At 74.4% G+C, this 14,941-nt stretch carries 12 protein-coding genes, 3 tRNA genes and 1 pseudogene; 10 read left to right on the top strand and 6 right to left on the bottom strand.

All coding sequences use genetic code 11. From position 1 onward, the window contains the following. Position 1: 1 nt before the first annotated feature. From ACWDCZ_RS27840 to ACWDCZ_RS27830, 3 genes are all read left to right on the top strand, one after another. Positions 2-1,312, top strand: coding sequence for a deoxyguanosinetriphosphate triphosphohydrolase (locus ACWDCZ_RS27840; RefSeq protein ID WP_049650217.1), 1,311 nt, complete (start codon positions 2-4; stop codon positions 1,310-1,312). A gap of 101 nt (positions 1,313-1,413) precedes the next feature. Further along, positions 1,414-3,321: a DNA primase gene (dnaG, locus tag ACWDCZ_RS27835; protein ID WP_380779633.1), complete on the top strand. Its 1,908-nt coding sequence runs from the start codon at positions 1,414-1,416 to the stop codon at positions 3,319-3,321. Positions 3,322-3,492: 171 nt separating this feature from the next. After that, on the top strand, positions 3,493-4,635 hold the full coding sequence (locus ACWDCZ_RS27830) for an RNA polymerase sigma factor (protein WP_387966228.1): 1,143 nt from the start codon (positions 3,493-3,495) through the stop codon (positions 4,633-4,635). Positions 4,636-4,644: 9 nt separating this feature from the next. On the opposite strand, the gene ACWDCZ_RS27825 is transcribed toward ACWDCZ_RS27830, so the two are convergent. The 4 genes from ACWDCZ_RS27825 to ACWDCZ_RS27810 form a co-directional block, all read right to left on the bottom strand. After that, positions 4,645-5,676, bottom strand: a complete 1,032-nt coding sequence (locus ACWDCZ_RS27825) for a DUF2690 domain-containing protein (RefSeq protein ID WP_449817253.1) — start codon at positions 5,674-5,676, stop codon at positions 4,645-4,647. Between the two features lie 431 nt (positions 5,677-6,107). Then, on the bottom strand, positions 6,108-7,511 hold the full coding sequence (locus tag ACWDCZ_RS27820) for a glutamate decarboxylase (protein WP_074000755.1): 1,404 nt from the start codon (positions 7,509-7,511) through the stop codon (positions 6,108-6,110). A gap of 128 nt (positions 7,512-7,639) precedes the next feature. Next, positions 7,640-9,073: an FGGY family carbohydrate kinase gene (locus ACWDCZ_RS27815; protein ID WP_380745223.1), complete on the bottom strand. Its 1,434-nt coding sequence runs from the start codon at positions 9,071-9,073 to the stop codon at positions 7,640-7,642. 169 nt (positions 9,074-9,242) lie between these two features. After that, the gene (locus tag ACWDCZ_RS27810; RefSeq protein ID WP_310593127.1) at positions 9,243-9,548 is read right to left on the bottom strand and encodes a hypothetical protein; all 306 of its coding nucleotides are present in this window, start codon (positions 9,546-9,548) and stop codon (positions 9,243-9,245) included. A 229-nt stretch (positions 9,549-9,777) separates the two neighbouring features. Here ACWDCZ_RS27810 and ACWDCZ_RS27805 point away from each other — a divergent pair. Next, positions 9,778-9,850: transfer RNA gene (locus tag ACWDCZ_RS27805), tRNA-Asn, on the top strand. A 61-nt stretch (positions 9,851-9,911) separates the two neighbouring features. After that, positions 9,912-9,984: transfer RNA gene (locus ACWDCZ_RS27800), tRNA-Asn, on the top strand. A gap of 134 nt (positions 9,985-10,118) precedes the next feature. Here the strand turns inward: ACWDCZ_RS27800 and ACWDCZ_RS27795 are convergent. Next, a complete protein-coding gene (locus tag ACWDCZ_RS27795) occupies positions 10,119-10,865 on the bottom strand; it encodes a trypsin-like serine peptidase (RefSeq protein WP_053111986.1) in 747 nt (248 codons plus the stop codon). Positions 10,866-10,982: 117 nt separating this feature from the next. Then, positions 10,983-11,852: a trypsin-like serine peptidase gene (locus ACWDCZ_RS27790; RefSeq protein ID WP_449817252.1), complete on the bottom strand. Its 870-nt coding sequence runs from the start codon at positions 11,850-11,852 to the stop codon at positions 10,983-10,985. Positions 11,853-12,041: 189 nt separating this feature from the next. On the opposite strand from ACWDCZ_RS27790, the gene ACWDCZ_RS27785 reads away from it, so the two are divergent. The 5 genes and pseudogenes from ACWDCZ_RS27785 to ACWDCZ_RS27765 all read left to right on the top strand — a co-directional run. Continuing rightward, positions 12,042-12,115, top strand: a tRNA-Ile gene (locus ACWDCZ_RS27785). Between the two features lie 303 nt (positions 12,116-12,418). After that, entirely contained in the window at positions 12,419-13,366 is a 948-nt protein-coding gene (locus tag ACWDCZ_RS27780; RefSeq protein WP_049650209.1) for an SPFH domain-containing protein, read from the top strand. A 9-nt stretch (positions 13,367-13,375) separates the two neighbouring features. Continuing rightward, complete coding sequence (locus ACWDCZ_RS27775; RefSeq protein WP_049650208.1) at positions 13,376-13,648, top strand: hypothetical protein; 273 nt, start codon at positions 13,376-13,378, stop codon at positions 13,646-13,648. A 41-nt stretch (positions 13,649-13,689) separates the two neighbouring features. Continuing rightward, complete coding sequence (locus tag ACWDCZ_RS27770; protein WP_449817251.1) at positions 13,690-14,367, top strand: GOLPH3/VPS74 family protein; 678 nt, start codon at positions 13,690-13,692, stop codon at positions 14,365-14,367. Positions 14,368-14,566: 199 nt separating this feature from the next. After that, a pseudogene (locus tag ACWDCZ_RS27765) lies at positions 14,567-14,941 on the top strand (phage tail sheath family protein); the annotation flags it as partial.

The raw sequence follows: 14,941 nt of genomic DNA, 5'->3' as shown, positions 1-14,941 counted from the left end.
TATGGACGACACCACGCACCGCCTCGCCGCCCCGATCACGTACGACCACGCCGCCGAGGCCCGCTGGGTCCCCGAACCCGACAAGCGCCCGGGCCGTACGGCCTTCCAACGGGACCGCGCCCGGGTGCTGCACTCGGCGGCGCTGCGCCGGCTGGCCGGCACCACCCAGGTGGTCGCCCCGATGCGCAGCGACTTCCCGCGCACCCGGCTCACCCACTCCCTCGAATGCGCCCAGGTCGGGCGGGAGTTGGGCGCCGCCCTGGGCTGTGACCCGGACCTCGTGGAGACCGCCTGCCTGGCCCACGACATCGGCCACCCGCCGTTCGGCCACACCGGCGAGGAGGCCCTCGACCAGGCCGCCGAGGCCTGCGGCGGCTTCGAGGGCAACGCCCAGTCGCTGCGCATCCTGACCCGGCTCGAACCCAAGCGCTTCGCGCCCGAGGGGGAGCAGCCGGCCGTCCGGCTCGCCCCCTGGCCGGGCCGCAGCGTCGGCCTCAACCTGAGCCGGGCCGCGCTCGACGCCGCCGGCAAGTACCCGTGGACCAAGGGCGCCCACCCCACCGACCCGGCCTCCTCCAAGTACGGCGTCTACGCCGACGACCTGCCGGTCTTCCGCTGGCTGCGGGCCGGCTCCCCGGCCGGGCGCAAGTGCTTCGAGGCCACCGTGATGGACTGGTCCGACGACGTGGCCTACTCCACCCACGACGTCGAGGACGGCCTCCAGGCCGGCCACATCGACCCGGCCGTGCTGCGCGCCCCCGGCGAGCGCGCCGAACTCTTCAAGGTCGCCGAGCGCTACGCCCCCGACGCCGAGCCGGAGGAGCTGGCCGCCGCCCTGGACCGGCTGCTCGCCCAGGAGTGGTGGCCCCGCTCCTACGACGGCACTGCCCGGGCCCGGGCCGGCCTCAAGGACCTCACCAGCCAGCTGATCGGCCGCTTCTGCCTGGCCGCCGAGCAGGCCACCCGCGCCCGCTACGGCCCCGGCCGGCTCACCCGCTACGCCGCCGAGCTGGTGGTGCCGAGGGACGTCCGGCTGGAGTGCGCGGTGCTCAAGGCGGTCGCCGTCCGCTTCGTGATGCAGCGCGACGAGCAGGCCCAGTTGCGGGCCCGGCAGCGGATCGTGATCGCCGAGCTGGCGTACGTCCTCACCCAGCGCGCCCCCGACGGGCTGGACCCGGTGTTCGCCGCCATGTACCACGAGGCCGAGGACGACCGCGCCGCCCTGCGCACGGTCGTCGACCAGATCGCCACCCTCACGGACGCCTCCGCCCTGGCCCTGCACGCCAAACTCGTCGGCGCCGCCTGGGCGTAGCCGCCGGGCGCGGCCGCGACGGCTCCGGTGCGGCCGTGCTCCGACCGGGGCCGAGCCCTCGGCGCGGCCGGAATGCCCCGCCGCCCCAGTAGACTTCCGGGGTGGCCGGGCGGATCAGGGACGAAGACGTACAGGCGGTGCGCAGCGCACTGCCGATCGACGCGGTGGTCGGCGACTACGTACAGCTGACCAACGGTGGCGGTGGTGAGTACAAGGGCGTCTGCCCCTTCCACGACGAGAAGTCCGCCTCCTTCTACGTGAACCCCGCCAAGGGCGTCTTCCACTGCTTCGGCTGCCAGGAGAACGGCGACACCATCGCCTTCCTGATGAAGATCGAGCACTTCACCTTCGCCGAGGCCGTCGAGCGGATGGCCGCCCAGGCCGGCATCACCCTGCGCTACGAGGAGGGCGGCTACAGCCCCCGCCACCAGCAGGGCGAGCGCACCCGGCTGGTCGAGGCGCACAAGGTGGCCGCCGCCTGGTACCAGGAGCAGCTGGCCTCGCCGGAGGCGGAGATCGGCCGCCGCTTCCTGGCCGAGCGCGGCTTCGACGAGGAGGCCGCCAAGACCTTCGGCGTCGGCTACGCCCCCGCGGGCTGGGAGCACCTGGTCCGCTACCTGCGCGGCAAGGGCTTCACCGACAAGGAGATCCTGCTCGGCGGCCTCGCCTCGCAGGGCCAGCGCGGCGGCCTGATCGACCGCTTCCGGGGCCGGCTGGTCTGGCCGATCCGGGACATCGCGGGCGAGGTGGTCGGCTTCGGCGCCCGCCGCCTGCGCGAGGACGACAACGGCCCGAAGTACCTCAACACCCCCGAGACGCCGATCTACAAGAAGTCCCACGTGCTGTACGGGATCGACCTGGCGAAGAAGGAGATCGCCAAGTCGGGCCGCGCGGTGGTGGTCGAGGGCTACACCGACGTGATGGCCTGCCACCTGGCCGGGGTCACCTCGGCGGTGGCCACCTGCGGCACCGCCTTCGCCGAGGACCACATCAAGATCATCCGACGACTGCTGATGGACACCTCGCAGTACCGGGGCGAGACCGTCTTCACCTTCGACGGCGACGCGGCCGGGCAGAAGGCCGCCCTGCGCGCCTTCGAGGACGACCAGAAGTTCGCCGCCAAGACCTCCATCGCGGTCAGCCCGGGCGGCATGGACCCGTGCGAGCTGCGCCTGGCCCAGGGCGACGAGGCGGTCAAGCACCTGATCGACAACCCGGTCCCGCTGTTCGAGTTCGCGCTGACCTCGGCGGTCGCCCGGCACCGGGTGGACACCCCGGAGGGGCGCTCGGCGGCGCTGGAGGAGGCGGCCCCGATCGTCGCCAAGATCAAGGACCGCTCGATCCAGCACGAGTACGCCGTCCGCCTGGCCGGCATGCTCGGCATCCTGGACGAGCAGTTCGTCGTCCGCCGGATCTCCCAGCTGGCCCGTTGGGACCGCGAGCGCCAGCAGAACCCGCGCGGCGCGGCCGCCCAGCGCCGCCCCGAGCCGGCCCAGCCGCAGCGCGCCGCGCAGCCCGCCTACCGGCTCAACCCGCGCGACCCGGCCCAGTTCGTCGAGCGGGAGCTGCTCAAGCTGGCGCTCCAGCACCCGGACCTGGTCAGCCCGGCCTTCGACCACTACGGCGAGGACGAGTTCCCGACCCCGCCGTACACCGCCGTCCGGCAGGCCGTCGCCAAGGCCGGCGGCGCCGCGTACGGGGCGACCCTGCCCGACTTCACCAGCGCGGTGCGCGAGGCGGCCCCGGACGACCAGGTGCGCTCGCTGGTCACCGAGCTGACCGTCGAGCCGGTCCGCTCGCGCCGCAAGGCGGACGCGATCTACGCGGGGGAGTTCCTGGTCAAGCTGCGCCTGCTGGCGGTGGACCGGCGGATCACCGAGGTCCGCGGCTACCTCCAGCGGCTCGGCCCCCGGGCCGAGGCCGAGCAGCTGCACGCGGTGCAGACCGAGCTGTGGCAGCTCCAGCAGTACGGGCAGCAGCTGCGCAGTCAGGGCGCGGCGGCGCTGTAGCGCGCCCCGCGGCACCCGCCGCCCGGACGCGGTGTCCGGACCCGGCGCCCGAACCCGCGCGCAGAAAGTCGGCGCACGAGTCTCGGCCACGGAGCGTGGCGTACCGCACACTGGAGGGCGTCCCACCTCCGTACTGCGCGGGTCCGCCAGAGTCGCGCCCGCCCCGAGGGGATGCCCGTGGAGCAAGGCGTCGTCGCAGCGACCACCACCAGTACGAGAGCGAACCCCGCCGAACCGGACGGGGAGCAGGACACCCACCACGGCCGGGCCGGGGCGGTGCCCCCGGACGGTGCCCGGATCCCCGCCCAGGGCCTGCCGGAGGGCCATCCGGACAGCCCGGACCCCGAAACCGGGTCCGGCGCCGAGGACCCGGACGAGCGCCGCGGGCCCGCCGACGACACCGGGCCGGCCGCCGACCTGCTGCGCCAGTACCTGCGCGAGATCGGCCGGATCCGCCTGCTCACCGCCGAGGAGGAGGTCGAGCTGGCCCGCCGGGTGGAGGCCGGCGTCTTCGCCGAGGAGCGGCTGAACGGCGACCCGCCGCCGCCCGACCCGCTGGGCGGCGAGCTGGACACCCTGGTGGTGCGGGGCCGGATCGCCAAGCGCCGGCTGATCGAGGCGAACCTGCGACTGGTCGTCTCCGTCGCCAAGCGCTACGTCGGGCGCGGGCTGACCCTGCTGGACCTGGTCCAGGAGGGCAACCTGGGCCTGATCCGCGCGGTGGAGAAGTTCGACTACACCCGCGGTTTCAAGTTCTCCACGTACGCGACCTGGTGGATCCGGCAGGCGATGAGCCGGGCCCTGGCCGACCAGGCCCGGACGATCCGGGTGCCGGTGCACGTGGTCGAGCTGATCAACCGGGTGGTCCGGGCGAAGCGCGGCCTGCTCCAGGAACGCGGCCTGGAACCGACCGCGGCCGATATCGCCGCCGCCCTGGAGCTGACCGAGGAACGGGTGCGCGAGCTGCTCCGGCTGGCCCAGGAGCCGATCTCGCTGCACACCCCGGTCGGCGAGGAGGAGGACGTCGCGCTCGGGGACCTGATCGAGGACGCCGACGCCGCCTCGCCCGCCGAGTCCGCGACCTTCCTGCTGCTGCGCCAGCACCTGGAGGCCGTCCTGGCCACCCTGGGGGATCGGGAGCGCCAGGTCGTCCAGCTCCGCTACGGGCTGGACGACGGCCGCCCGCGCACGCTGGAGGAGATCGGCGCGGTGTTCGGCGTGACGCGGGAGCGGATCCGCCAGATCGAGTCGAAGACCCTGGTCAAGCTCCGCGACCACGCCTGCGCCGAGCAGCTGCGCGGGTACCTCGACTGAGCCCGGACCCTAGGACGGACTCGGCGACGCGGTCGGCGCCGACGGGTCGGTCGGAGCGGGGTCGGCCGGTGTGGCCGGGGCCGGGGTCGTGGACGCGCCCGCGCCGGTGCCCGGCGGGGGAGAGGCGGGTCCGATCGGGATCGGGGTGGAGGCCACCACCATGGCCAGGTCGGAGACGACCGCGGTGCAGTCGTGGCCGGCCGGCTGGTAGCCGCAGACCTGGAAGGTGACGGTCGGGTCCGCCGCGTCCAGCATCGCCGAGTAGTTGTCGTAGCCCCAGTGGATGAGTGCCGTCTCGCTCTCGCCGGTGCCGTCGGTGATCGTCGCGTAGTCCTTCGGCTGGCCCTCGGTGATGGCCGCCCAGGCGGCCCGGCAGGTCTGGCTGTACCGGAGGTAGACGACCACCTTGCCGACCACCTGGGTCTGCAGGGTCCGGGCGTCCTTGCCGCAGCCGGTGGTCTTCGGGTCCTTGTGCGCGCAGCCGACGGCCTGACAGGCCGGGGCGGTGGGCCCGGGCTTGGGACCGGCGGAGGCACCGGTCGTCGCGGCGGGCCGGTCGGCCGCCGCGGCCTGCCCGTCGTGCCGGCTGATCCGCAGGCCCACCAGCACCAGCAGCAGCGCCAGCGCGGCCGCACCGGAGACCAGCGCCGCCGGGCGCCGCCACCAGACGGCGGGGGCGGGCCCGGGCTCCTGCCCGGCCACCGGCGCCTCCGCGACGGAGACGGCCTCCTCCACGGCGGCATCCTCGGCGCCCGAGGGCCCGTCAGCGACGGCCTCCGGCCCGGCCACCGCCCGCCGCCACAGCGCCCGCAGCGCGGCCCCGTCGCACTCGACCGCCCCGGCCAGCGCGTCCAGCGCCTGCTCGGTGACGACCCGCTTGCCGTTGAGCCAGCGCTCCCAGGAGGCCCGGCTGTAGTGGGTGCGGGCGGCCAGTTCGGACAGCGACAGTCCGGCGGCGTCCTTGACGGCCCGGAGCTCCTCCGCCAGGCGTCTGGCGGGCTCGGACAGCTCGTCGGGCAGCTGCTTCCAGGCGGAACCCACGGCGGCGCTCCAAACTCGAGAAACGGGGGGCGGGGAACGGGGAGCGGCAGGGTCCCGGTCCGGGCCGTTCGGCGTCTCCGCTTCTCCAACCTGATCGGCCTGGCGTCCCAAACCCCAGGTCATGGCGCTGAGACGGACGGAAGTGTCTCACAACCCCCGGAGACGCTCGAACATCCATGTGGTCATCGTGCAGAGTTCTCTGGCCGGTGCGGTCCACCCGTCGGTGGAACCGTTCGGACCCCGATCGATCACCCGTCGTCGGTCCGCACCCGCTCCCGGCCCCCACCGGTCCGGGGCAGCCTCGCGGGGGGAGGCTGCCCCGGGTCCGCCGGGATGCTCCGGCGGGGAGGGCGCTTCGCTGCGCCCTCCCCGCCGTGACGTTCTCCCGGTCGTACGACCGGCCGGATGCACGCCCGGCCGCGCGAACGGGGTCAGTGGTGGAAGCCCGGCCGGGGCGGCACCCCGAGCTCCCGGAGCGGGACGGGCTGGCGCCGCAGCTCCGGCAGCAGCCGGTCGAGGTCGGCCAGCAGCAGGTCGGCGAGGTCCCGGGAGAAGCCGTTGCGGCAGACCACCCGGAGCACCGACAGGTCCTCCCGGTTCGCCGGGAAGGTGTACGCGGGGACCTGCCAGCCGCGCTCGCGCAGCCGCCGTGAGACGTCGAACACGTCGAACGGGACGTCCCCCTCGGTGGTGAGGGCGAACACCGGGACCTGGTCGCCCCGGGTCAGCAGCCGGAAGCCGTCCAGCTTCCCGATCCGCCCGGCCAGGTAGGTGGCGACCTCGCGGCAGGCGCCCTGGACGGCCCGGAAGCCCTCCCGGCCGAGCCGCAGGAAGACGTAGTACTGGGCCACCACCTCGGCGCCGGGCCGGGAGAAGTTGAGGGCGAAGGTCGGCATCTCGCCGCCCAGGTAGTTGACCCGGAAGACCAGCTCCTCCGGCAGCGCCGCCCGGTCGCGCCAGAGCGCCCAGCCCACGCCGGGGTACACCAGGCCGTACTTGTGGCCGGAGGTGTTGATCGAGGCCACCCGGGGCAGCCGGAAGTCCCAGAGCAGCTCCGGGTCGAGGAAGGGCGCCACCATGGCGCCGGAGGCGCCGTCCACGTGCACCGGGACGTCGGTGCCGGTGCGCTCCTGGTAGGCGTCCAGGGCCGCGCAGATCTCCGCGACCGGCTCGTACGAGCCGTCGAAGGTGGAACCGAGCACGCCGACCACCCCGATGGTGTCCTCGTCGCACAGGGCGACCGCCCGCTCGGCGTCCAGGTGGAAGCGGGTGCCCTCCATCGGCGCGGTGCGCGCCTCGATCTCCCAGAAGTTGCAGAACTTCTCCCAGCACACCTGCACGTTGACGCCCATCACCAGGTTGGGCCGGGCCCCGGCGGCGTAGCGGTCGGCGTTGCGGTGCATCCAGCGGCGCTTGAGCGCCATGCCGGCCAGCATGCAGGCCTCGCTGGAGCCGGTGGTGGAGCAGCCGACCGCGCCGTCCGGGTCGGGGGCGTGCCAGAGGTCGGCGAGGATCGCCACGCAGCGCCGCTCCAGTTCGGCGGTCTGCGGGTACTCGTCCTTGTCGATCATGTTCTTGTCGAGGCACTCGGTCATCAGCCGGGTGGCCTGGGCCTCCATCGAGGTGGTGACGAAGGTCGCCAGGTTGAGCTTGGCGTTGCCGTCCAGCATCAGCTCGTCGTGGATCAGCTGGTACGCGGTCTCGGCCGCGACGGGGACCTCGCCGAGCCGGTGCAGCGGCGGGGCCAGCTTCATCGCGCCCAGCGGGTCGGCGATGGTCGGGTACGGGCCGATGCTCAGCCGGCGGTCGCCGCCGGCCCCCTTGTGCAGCGCCATGGCGTCCTGCCGTCCTTCGGGTCGGTGGCCGTGTCCCGTCCCACGCTGCCACCGGGTGCCGGGCGACGCATCCGCGCGGTCCGTCACCCCCGCGCTCCGGGGCTCGGTGCGCCGCCCCCGCTCCGGGGTCAGGCCGCCGCCTCCGGGTGGACCTGGTCGCGGGCGGCCCGGTACTGCTGACGCACCGCCGAGCCGATCGCCAGGTCCTGCTCCCCGTCGGGCTCGACGGTCTCGGCGTCGGGCAGCTCCCACTCCGGGGGCTGCGGGGTGCCGGCCAGCGCCCAGGCGGCCTGCCGGGCGGCCCCGCGGGCGGCGTGCGCGCCGGGCGGCGGCACCACGACCGGGACGCCGAACAGCATCGGGGCGATGTGCCGGACGGCGGGCAGCCGCCCGGCCGTGCCGAGCAGGAACACCCGCTTCACCGGGACGCCCCGGGCGCGCAGCACGTCGAGGGCGTCGGCGATGTTGCAGAGCATGCCCTCGACGGCGGCCCGGGCCAGGTGCTGAGGGGTCATCGCCTCGGCCCGCAGGCCGGTCAGGGTGCCGGCCGCGTGCGGCAGCGCGGGGGTGCGCTCGCCGTCCAGGTACGGCAGCAGCACCAGGCCGTAGGCGCCGGGGGAGGAGTGCAGGGCGAGGTCGCTCAGGCCCTCCAGGTCCCGGCCGAGCAGGGCGGCGGTGGAGCGGAGCACCTGGGCGGCGTTGAGGGTGGCGACCATCGGCAGGTGCCGGCCGCTGGCGTCGGCGAAGGAGGAGACCAGGCCGGACGCGTCGACCACGGCCTCCTCGTGCACCGCGAAGATCGTCCCGGCGCTGCCGAGCGAGACCACCGCGTCGCCCGGGCCGAGGCCCAGGCCCAGCGCGGCGGCCATGTTGTCCCCGGTGCCGGCCGAGATCAGCAGGCCCTCGGGGGTGTGCCCGGCGGGCTCGGCCGGGGGCAGGACGTCGGGCAGTCTGAGCTCGTGGCCGAGCGCCAGCTCCACCAGGTCCTGCCGGTACTCGCCGGTGATCGGCGACCAGTAGCCGGTGCCGGAGGCGTCGCCGCGGTCGGTGGTGCGGCGCTTGGGGTGGCCGAGCAGCTGCCAGACCAGCCAGTCGTGCGGCAGCAGCACCTCGGCGACCCGGCGGGCGTTGGCGGGCTCGAACTCGGCCAGCCAGCGCAGCTTGGCGACGGTGTACGTGGGGGCCGGCACGGAGCCGATCGCGGCCGTCCAGGCGGCCGGGCCGCCGAGGGCGTCCAGCAGTTTGGCGGCGGCGCCGCTGGAGCGCGGGTCGTTCCAGAGGATCGCCGGGCGGACCAGCACCCCGCCCGCGTCGAGGCCGATCATCCCGTGCTGCTGGGCGCTGACCCCGATCGCCCGGACGCTCTCCAGCAGGCCGCCGGTCGCGGCGTCGCCGAGCGAGTGCAGCCAGACCTGGGGGTCGGCCTCGCCCGGGCGCAGGTCCTGGTCCTCGGGGACGGGGTGCGGCGCCTTGCCGGAGCGCAGGACGGCGCCGGTGTCGGCGTCGCACGCGACGATCCTGGTGCGGTTGGTCGAGCTGTCTATCCCCGCGACGATGGCCATGCCGAGATCATGCCTCAGCCCGGCCCCGGACGCGTCCGGGCCGGGCGGCCTGTTGCGGGTTCGCGACCCCGGGGCGGGGTCCGCTTCGCCCAGCTGTCACCGTCCCGTCACGGACGGCGGGTACCCGGCCCGACCGCCCCGGGTGAGGCGGTCGGGCCGGGCCCGGCGCTCACGGCCGGAAGGTCCCCCAGCCGTCGTCCTCCGCCCTGGTGCGGTTGAAGTACGGCACCCGGTCGGTGACGGCGTTCGGCAGCCGGTCGCCGACCCGGCCGGCGACCGCGTCGGCCGCCTTCCCGGCCACCGCACCGGCCTGCTGCCGGGCCCGGTCGGTCGCGTTCTGGACCGTGGGGTTCCGGGCGATCTCCCGGGTGACCTTGGCGATCTGTTCGTAGCGCTGGCGCCCGGCTCGCGAGCCCAGGACGTAGCCGGCCGCGAAACCCACGGCCAACGACAGCTTCCACATGGTCGGATCCACCCTCTCCTGGCGGCCTCTGCCGCATTGCCCTACCCGTACGTCGGGACGGCGAACCGTCCGCGCCCCAGCATCCCCGGCCCCGTCGCCGGGCGCGCGCGGGGCACGCCGGGCGGCGATCCGGGGGCGATCCGGGAAAGCGATTGGCGGACCACCCCCCCGAGTGCGCTAATGTATGTCCCGCAGCGAGCGCCGAGGAGCCCGGGAGACCGGGGGCCGAGGCGGAAGCCGATCCCCCATAGCTCAATTGGCAGAGCAGCCGACTGTTAATCGGCAGGTTATTGGTTCGAGTCCAATTGGGGGAGCTCGGGAGAAGGCCCTCCGGGGTCCTGTTCCCGTCCGTGGTACGGAAGTTGGGTACCGCGATCCCGCATAGCTCAATTGGCAGAGCAGCCGACTGTTAATCGGCAGGTTATTGGTTCGAGTCCAATTGCGGGAGCTGCACCGGGCCTGCCCGGTGACTGCTCAGAGCGAAGGCCCCTCGGTCGACCGGGGGGCCTTCGTGTTGTCCCCGTCCGGCTCCGCGGCGTGACGTGCGCGACACCGCCCCCGGCGCCGGGGGCGGTTCCCGGGTCAGGCGGTCGCCTTCCGGTAGAGCTCGGCGACCCGCTGGTCGAAGGTGACGCTGTACGAGGTGCCGGGGGTCTCCCCGCCCTCCTGGTAGCCGCCGATCACGCCGACCACCGCGCCGTTCGAGGTGACCCAGGGGCTGCCGCTGGTGCCGTCGGTGTAGCCGCCGCAGTCGAAGCGCTCCTGGGTGGCGCTCTGCGAGCTGGTGCGGACGGCGCAGGTGATCGGCTCGTCGCTCTCGTTCGGGTAGCCGGTGACCGAGACGGACAGCCCGAAGCCCTGGCCGGTGCCGACCGGGTTGCCGCCGACCGCCTCCTCGACCTGCCGGCCGTCGACCGGGCCCACCGTGACGAAGGCCACGTCGTACTCGGGGTCGTCGCCGGCCGCCCAGCGCGGGTCGACGGTGATCGCCTGCACCGGCCAAGTCCCGTACGGGGTGGACCCGTTGCGGTAGCCGGGGGTGAACACCAGGCCGTCCAGCAGGCCGATCCGGCGGGTCTGCACGCAGTGCGCCGCGGTGACCAGCAGGTTGCCCCGGGGGCTGTGCACCACGCTCGCGGTGCAGGCCCGCGGTCCCTGCGCGGTGTGGATGGAGAGGGTGCCGATCCGGTCCCGGGCGGGGCTCCGCTGCGCGACCTCGGCGCGGGGCGCCGCGTCCTGCCCGCCGCAGGCGGTGCCGGCGGCCAGCAGCAGCGCGGCCAGCGCGACCGTTCGTGCCGTGTGCGCGGGACGCGCCGGGCGGGAGGCCATCGGGGCTCCGTCTCGTCCTCGGGGCGGGCACCGGGGCCGTGCGTTCCGCCGTTCGTGAGGAAGATCTACCAGGCCGGGCCCGGCGGCGCCACCGCCGGGGTCCCGCCCGCCGTCCGGTCAGCCGGTGGCGCGGTCGTACAGGGCCTGGACGCGGTCGCCGAAGTAGCTGCTGTACGAGGTGTCCGGGCTGTTGCCGCCCTCCTGGTAGCCGCCGATCACGCCGACCACGGTGCCGGTCCTGGTGCTCGGGTCGAAGTCGGTGACCCAGGGGCTGCCGCTGGTGCCGCCGGTGTAGTCGGGGCAGTCGATCCGCAGCTGGGTGGGGCTCTGCTGGAGGGTGGTGTTGGAGCAGGTGATCGGGACGCCGCTGCTGCTCGGGTAGCCGGTGATCTTCACCGGGAGCCGGTAGCCGCGGTTGACGCCCAGTCGGTTGGCGCCGAGCACCTGCTGGACCTGCTGCCCGTTCTGGGCCTGGACGACCGCGAAGGCGACGTCCATGTCCGGGTCGGCGTGGTCGTTCCAGGCGTCGTCCACGGTGACGGCCAGCAGCGGCCAGACGCCGCTGGGGGTGTCGCCGTCGCGGTAGCCGGGGACGAAGACCAGGTCGCCGCGCCGGCCGAGCTTCGGGTCCCAAACGCAGTGGGCGGCGGTGACGACGAGGTTGAGCCCGGCGCTGTCGACCACGCTGGCGGTGCAGAAGTGGTCGCCGGTGGCGTTGCGGGTGAACACCGCGCCGACCAGGCCGTTGAGCACGGTGGGCTTGGCGGTGCGGGTGACGCCGGTGTGCCGGCCGGACGCGCCCTTGAACCGCTGCCGGTTCCAGCCGTGGCTGTTGACGGCGGTGGAGGTGGAGGTGGCGGCGGCGGTGGGTGGTGCGGAGGTGACGGTCGGGGAGCTTTCGCCCGGCCGCGCCGCGGTGGTGCAGCCCGCCGCGGCCAGCACCAGCGCGAGCGCCGCGGCCGCCGCCCCCGTCCCACGTGTCGTCATCCGCCCAGGCTGCCCCGGACGGGTGCCCCGCCGCCACCCGGGCTGCGCCGCCCGGGAGGGGCGCACCGTCGCGCACCCAGGTGCGCCCCCGGCGAGCATCACGGGTGATCGACCGGCTATGCTGCCCGGGACGGCCTCGCTGGGGCCGTCTGCTGCTGCCGTGTCGACGACCGGCGCGCGCGGCGAACCGGGGCGGTAGCTCAGCCGGTTAGAGCAGGGGACTCATAATCCCTTGGTCGTGGGTTCGAGTCCCACCCGCCCCACCTTCTCGATGTGCGACGAGTGTCGTGACGACCCTTCGCGGGCGGGCCGCCGAGCCGGGGCCCGCCGTCTTTCCACCGCATGCGACGTCGCAGAGTCTAGGCCGCGGCCACCCTCCTTCCCCGTGTGGCGCGCCGGAATTCACCCGCCCGTGGGCATCGGCCCCGACCGTCCCCGACGGCTCCCCGCCGCCTTCTCCGCGGCCGTTCGTCCCCTCCTTCCCGTCACCGGACCCTGGCGCCGCACGCTCAAAAAGTGATATCACTTTGCCATCGGATGCGGATGCTCGCCGAAGGAGTCGCCCCATGACCACCCCGCCTTTCGCCGTCGAGGACGGTGCCGTCCTGGACCTCCCGGTCCCCAAGATCACCGAACGGGCCATCACCGGGGCGGCCGGCCTGCCGGTCCTCGGCGGCACGCTGCTCGGCCTGCTCGCCGGAGTCGGCTCCTTCGTCGCCGGTGCGGTCCAACTCTCCGGCGGCGGAAAGGGGTTGGGCATCGGGCTGATGGTCCTCGGGCCGGTGCTGCTGCTTGGCTCGGTGGTGCTGATGTGCGGGCTGACGGTGGTCTCGCCCGGACAGGCCCGGGTGGTCCAGCTGCTCGGGCGCTACCGGGGCACCGTCCGCGCCGAGGGCATGACCTGGCTGAACCCCTTCACCAGCCGGCGCCGGATATCCACCCGGATCCGCAACCACGAGACGGAGACCACCAAGGTCAACGACGCGGACGGCAACCCGATCGAGATGGCCGCCGTGGTGGTCTGGCAGGTCGAGGACACCGCGATGGCGGTCTTCGAGGTGGACGACTACGCCGACTTCGTCGCCATCCAGACCGAGACGGCCGTACGGCACATCGCCACCAGCTACCCGTACGACGCCCACCACGAGGGCCAGTTGTCGCTGCGCGACGGCGCGGACGAGATCGCCCGCAAGCTCTCCACCGAGATCGCCGCCCGGGTCGCCGCGGCCGGAGTGCGGGTCATCGAGTCCCGGATCACCAGGCTCGCGTACGCTCCGGAGGTCGCCCAGGTGATGCTCCAGCGCCAGCAGGCCGGGGCCGTGGTGGCGGCGCGCAGGCTGATCGTCGAGGGCGCCGTCGGTATGGTCGAGGAGGCGCTGGACCGGCTCGCCGAACGCGATGTCGTGGAGCTGGACGAGGAGCGCAAGGCCGCCATGGTGAGCAACCTCCTGGTGGTGCTCTGCGGCGACCGCGGCACCCAGCCCGTCGTGAACACGGGCTCCCTCTACCAGTAAGGCGAGGCCTTGGCGACGGAACGGAAGAAGCTCCTGTTGCGACTGGACCCTTCAGTTCACGACGCGCTGGCCCGGTGGGCCGGGGACGAACTGCGCAGCACCAACGCCCAGATCGAGTTCCTGCTCCGCCGCGCCCTCACCGACGCCGGCCGGATGCCCGGCGGCGCGGCCCGGCTCCCCCGGCGCGGACGCCCGCCCAAGGAGAGCCCGCCCGAGGAGAGCCCGGAGAGCCGCCCGGAGAACCCGGAGAGTCCGCAGAGCGGTGGTTCCGCGGCGGACTGACCGCGGCGGGCCGGGCACCGACCGAACGACCGGAGAACGAGATGGACCTGCTCGCCAAACTGCCCAGCAAGCCGCCCGCCGACCTCCCCGTCAACCTGCCCGAGAAGCTGTACCTGCTCGCCTACGACCAGCGGCGCGGGCGGATCACCCGGCAGTCCACCCTCCACCTGGTGCTGCAGGCGGCGGCGCTGACCGAACTGCTGCGCCGCGGACTGGTGCGCGAGGAGGGCCGGACGGCCGTCGCGAGGGTCCGGGACTCCGCCGCCTCGGCCGGCCTCGACCCGTACAGCGCCCACCTGCTGGGCCGGATCCAGGAGAAGCGGCCGCACAGCTGGAGCTGGTGGATCGGCCGCGCCCCCAGCGTCGGGCGCGACCAGCCGGCCCGGCGGATCCGGGAGGGCCTGGCGGAGGCGGGCTGGATCGGCCTCCAGCAGGGCCGGGCGGCCGGGGTGTTCCCGGTCACCCGGGTCACCCTGGACGGGCCCGAGGTGCGCGCGGCGCTGGCGGCCTCCGTCACCGCCGCGCTGAAGGGCCCGCTCAGCCGGGTGGACCCGGCCGACGCGGCGCTGGTGGCCCTGGTCGCCGCGGGGCGGCTGCGTACGGTGCTGGATCCCAAGCAGCGCCGGGAGCACCGCGGCCGGATCGAGATCGGCCGGCTGGTGCTGGCCAGCGAGTTCGGGCCGTGGCTGGGCGTCCTCGGCGACGCCGGGCACGGCTGAGCGCCTCCCGCGTGGCCGGCGGGCACGGCCGAGCACTTCCGGGGCGGCGGAGGCCGGTGGGTACGTACGGCGGTGTCCGCCGGGGGCAGCGGCATTGCCCCCGGTCCGGCACCTGGGGACATGTCCCCGGGTGCCGCCCGGGCAGCAGACTCGGGGGCGAATGACCGGCGAAAATGCAGGGCCAGCCGAAGGAGCGCGTATGCCGTCGTACCTCACCCCGGGCGTGTACGTGGAGGAGGTCCAGTCCGGTGCCCGGCCGATCGAGGGCGTCGGCACGGCCGTCGCCGCGTTCGTCGGCTTCGCCGAGACCGGCCCCTTCCACGAGCCCACACTGGTGACCAACTGGGACCAGTACGTCCAGCGGTTCGGCGGTTTCACCGAGGGCACCTACCTGGCCCACTCGGTGTACGGCTTCTTCGCCAACGGCGGCGGCTCCGCCTACGTCGTGCGGGTCGGCGACCCGGCCCGGCGGACGCCCGGCGCCGCCCCCGCCGTCACCGCGGCCCCGCCCGTCGAGATCGCCGGCTTCCTCTTCTCCGCCCTGCCCGGCGCGGCGGCGAGGTGTCCGTCGAGG

The organism is Kitasatospora sp. NPDC001225 (assembly GCF_053597855.1).
Note: the sequence above shows the minus strand (reverse complement) of the source record. Positions and strands in the feature narration are given on the sequence as shown.

Excerpts from the sequence above, each read along its gene's own strand:
- ACWDCZ_RS27840 (WP_049650217.1), top strand. The coding sequence starts at position 2 with ATGGACGACACCACGCACCGCCTCGCCGCCCCGATCACGTACGACCAC.
- ACWDCZ_RS27830 (WP_387966228.1), top strand. The coding sequence starts at position 3,493 with ATGCCCGTGGAGCAAGGCGTCGTCGCAGCGACCACCACCAGTACGAGA.
- ACWDCZ_RS27820 (WP_074000755.1), bottom strand. The coding sequence starts at position 7,511 with ATGGCGCTGCACAAGGGGGCCGGCGGCGACCGCCGGCTGAGCATCGGC.
- ACWDCZ_RS27815 (WP_380745223.1), bottom strand. The coding sequence starts at position 9,073 with ATGGCCATCGTCGCGGGGATAGACAGCTCGACCAACCGCACCAGGATC.
- ACWDCZ_RS27795 (WP_053111986.1), bottom strand. The coding sequence starts at position 10,865 with ATGGCCTCCCGCCCGGCGCGTCCCGCGCACACGGCACGAACGGTCGCG.
- ACWDCZ_RS27790 (WP_449817252.1), bottom strand. The coding sequence starts at position 11,852 with ATGACGACACGTGGGACGGGGGCGGCGGCCGCGGCGCTCGCGCTGGTG.
- ACWDCZ_RS27780 (WP_049650209.1), top strand. The coding sequence starts at position 12,419 with ATGACCACCCCGCCTTTCGCCGTCGAGGACGGTGCCGTCCTGGACCTC.
- ACWDCZ_RS27770 (WP_449817251.1), top strand. The coding sequence starts at position 13,690 with ATGGACCTGCTCGCCAAACTGCCCAGCAAGCCGCCCGCCGACCTCCCC.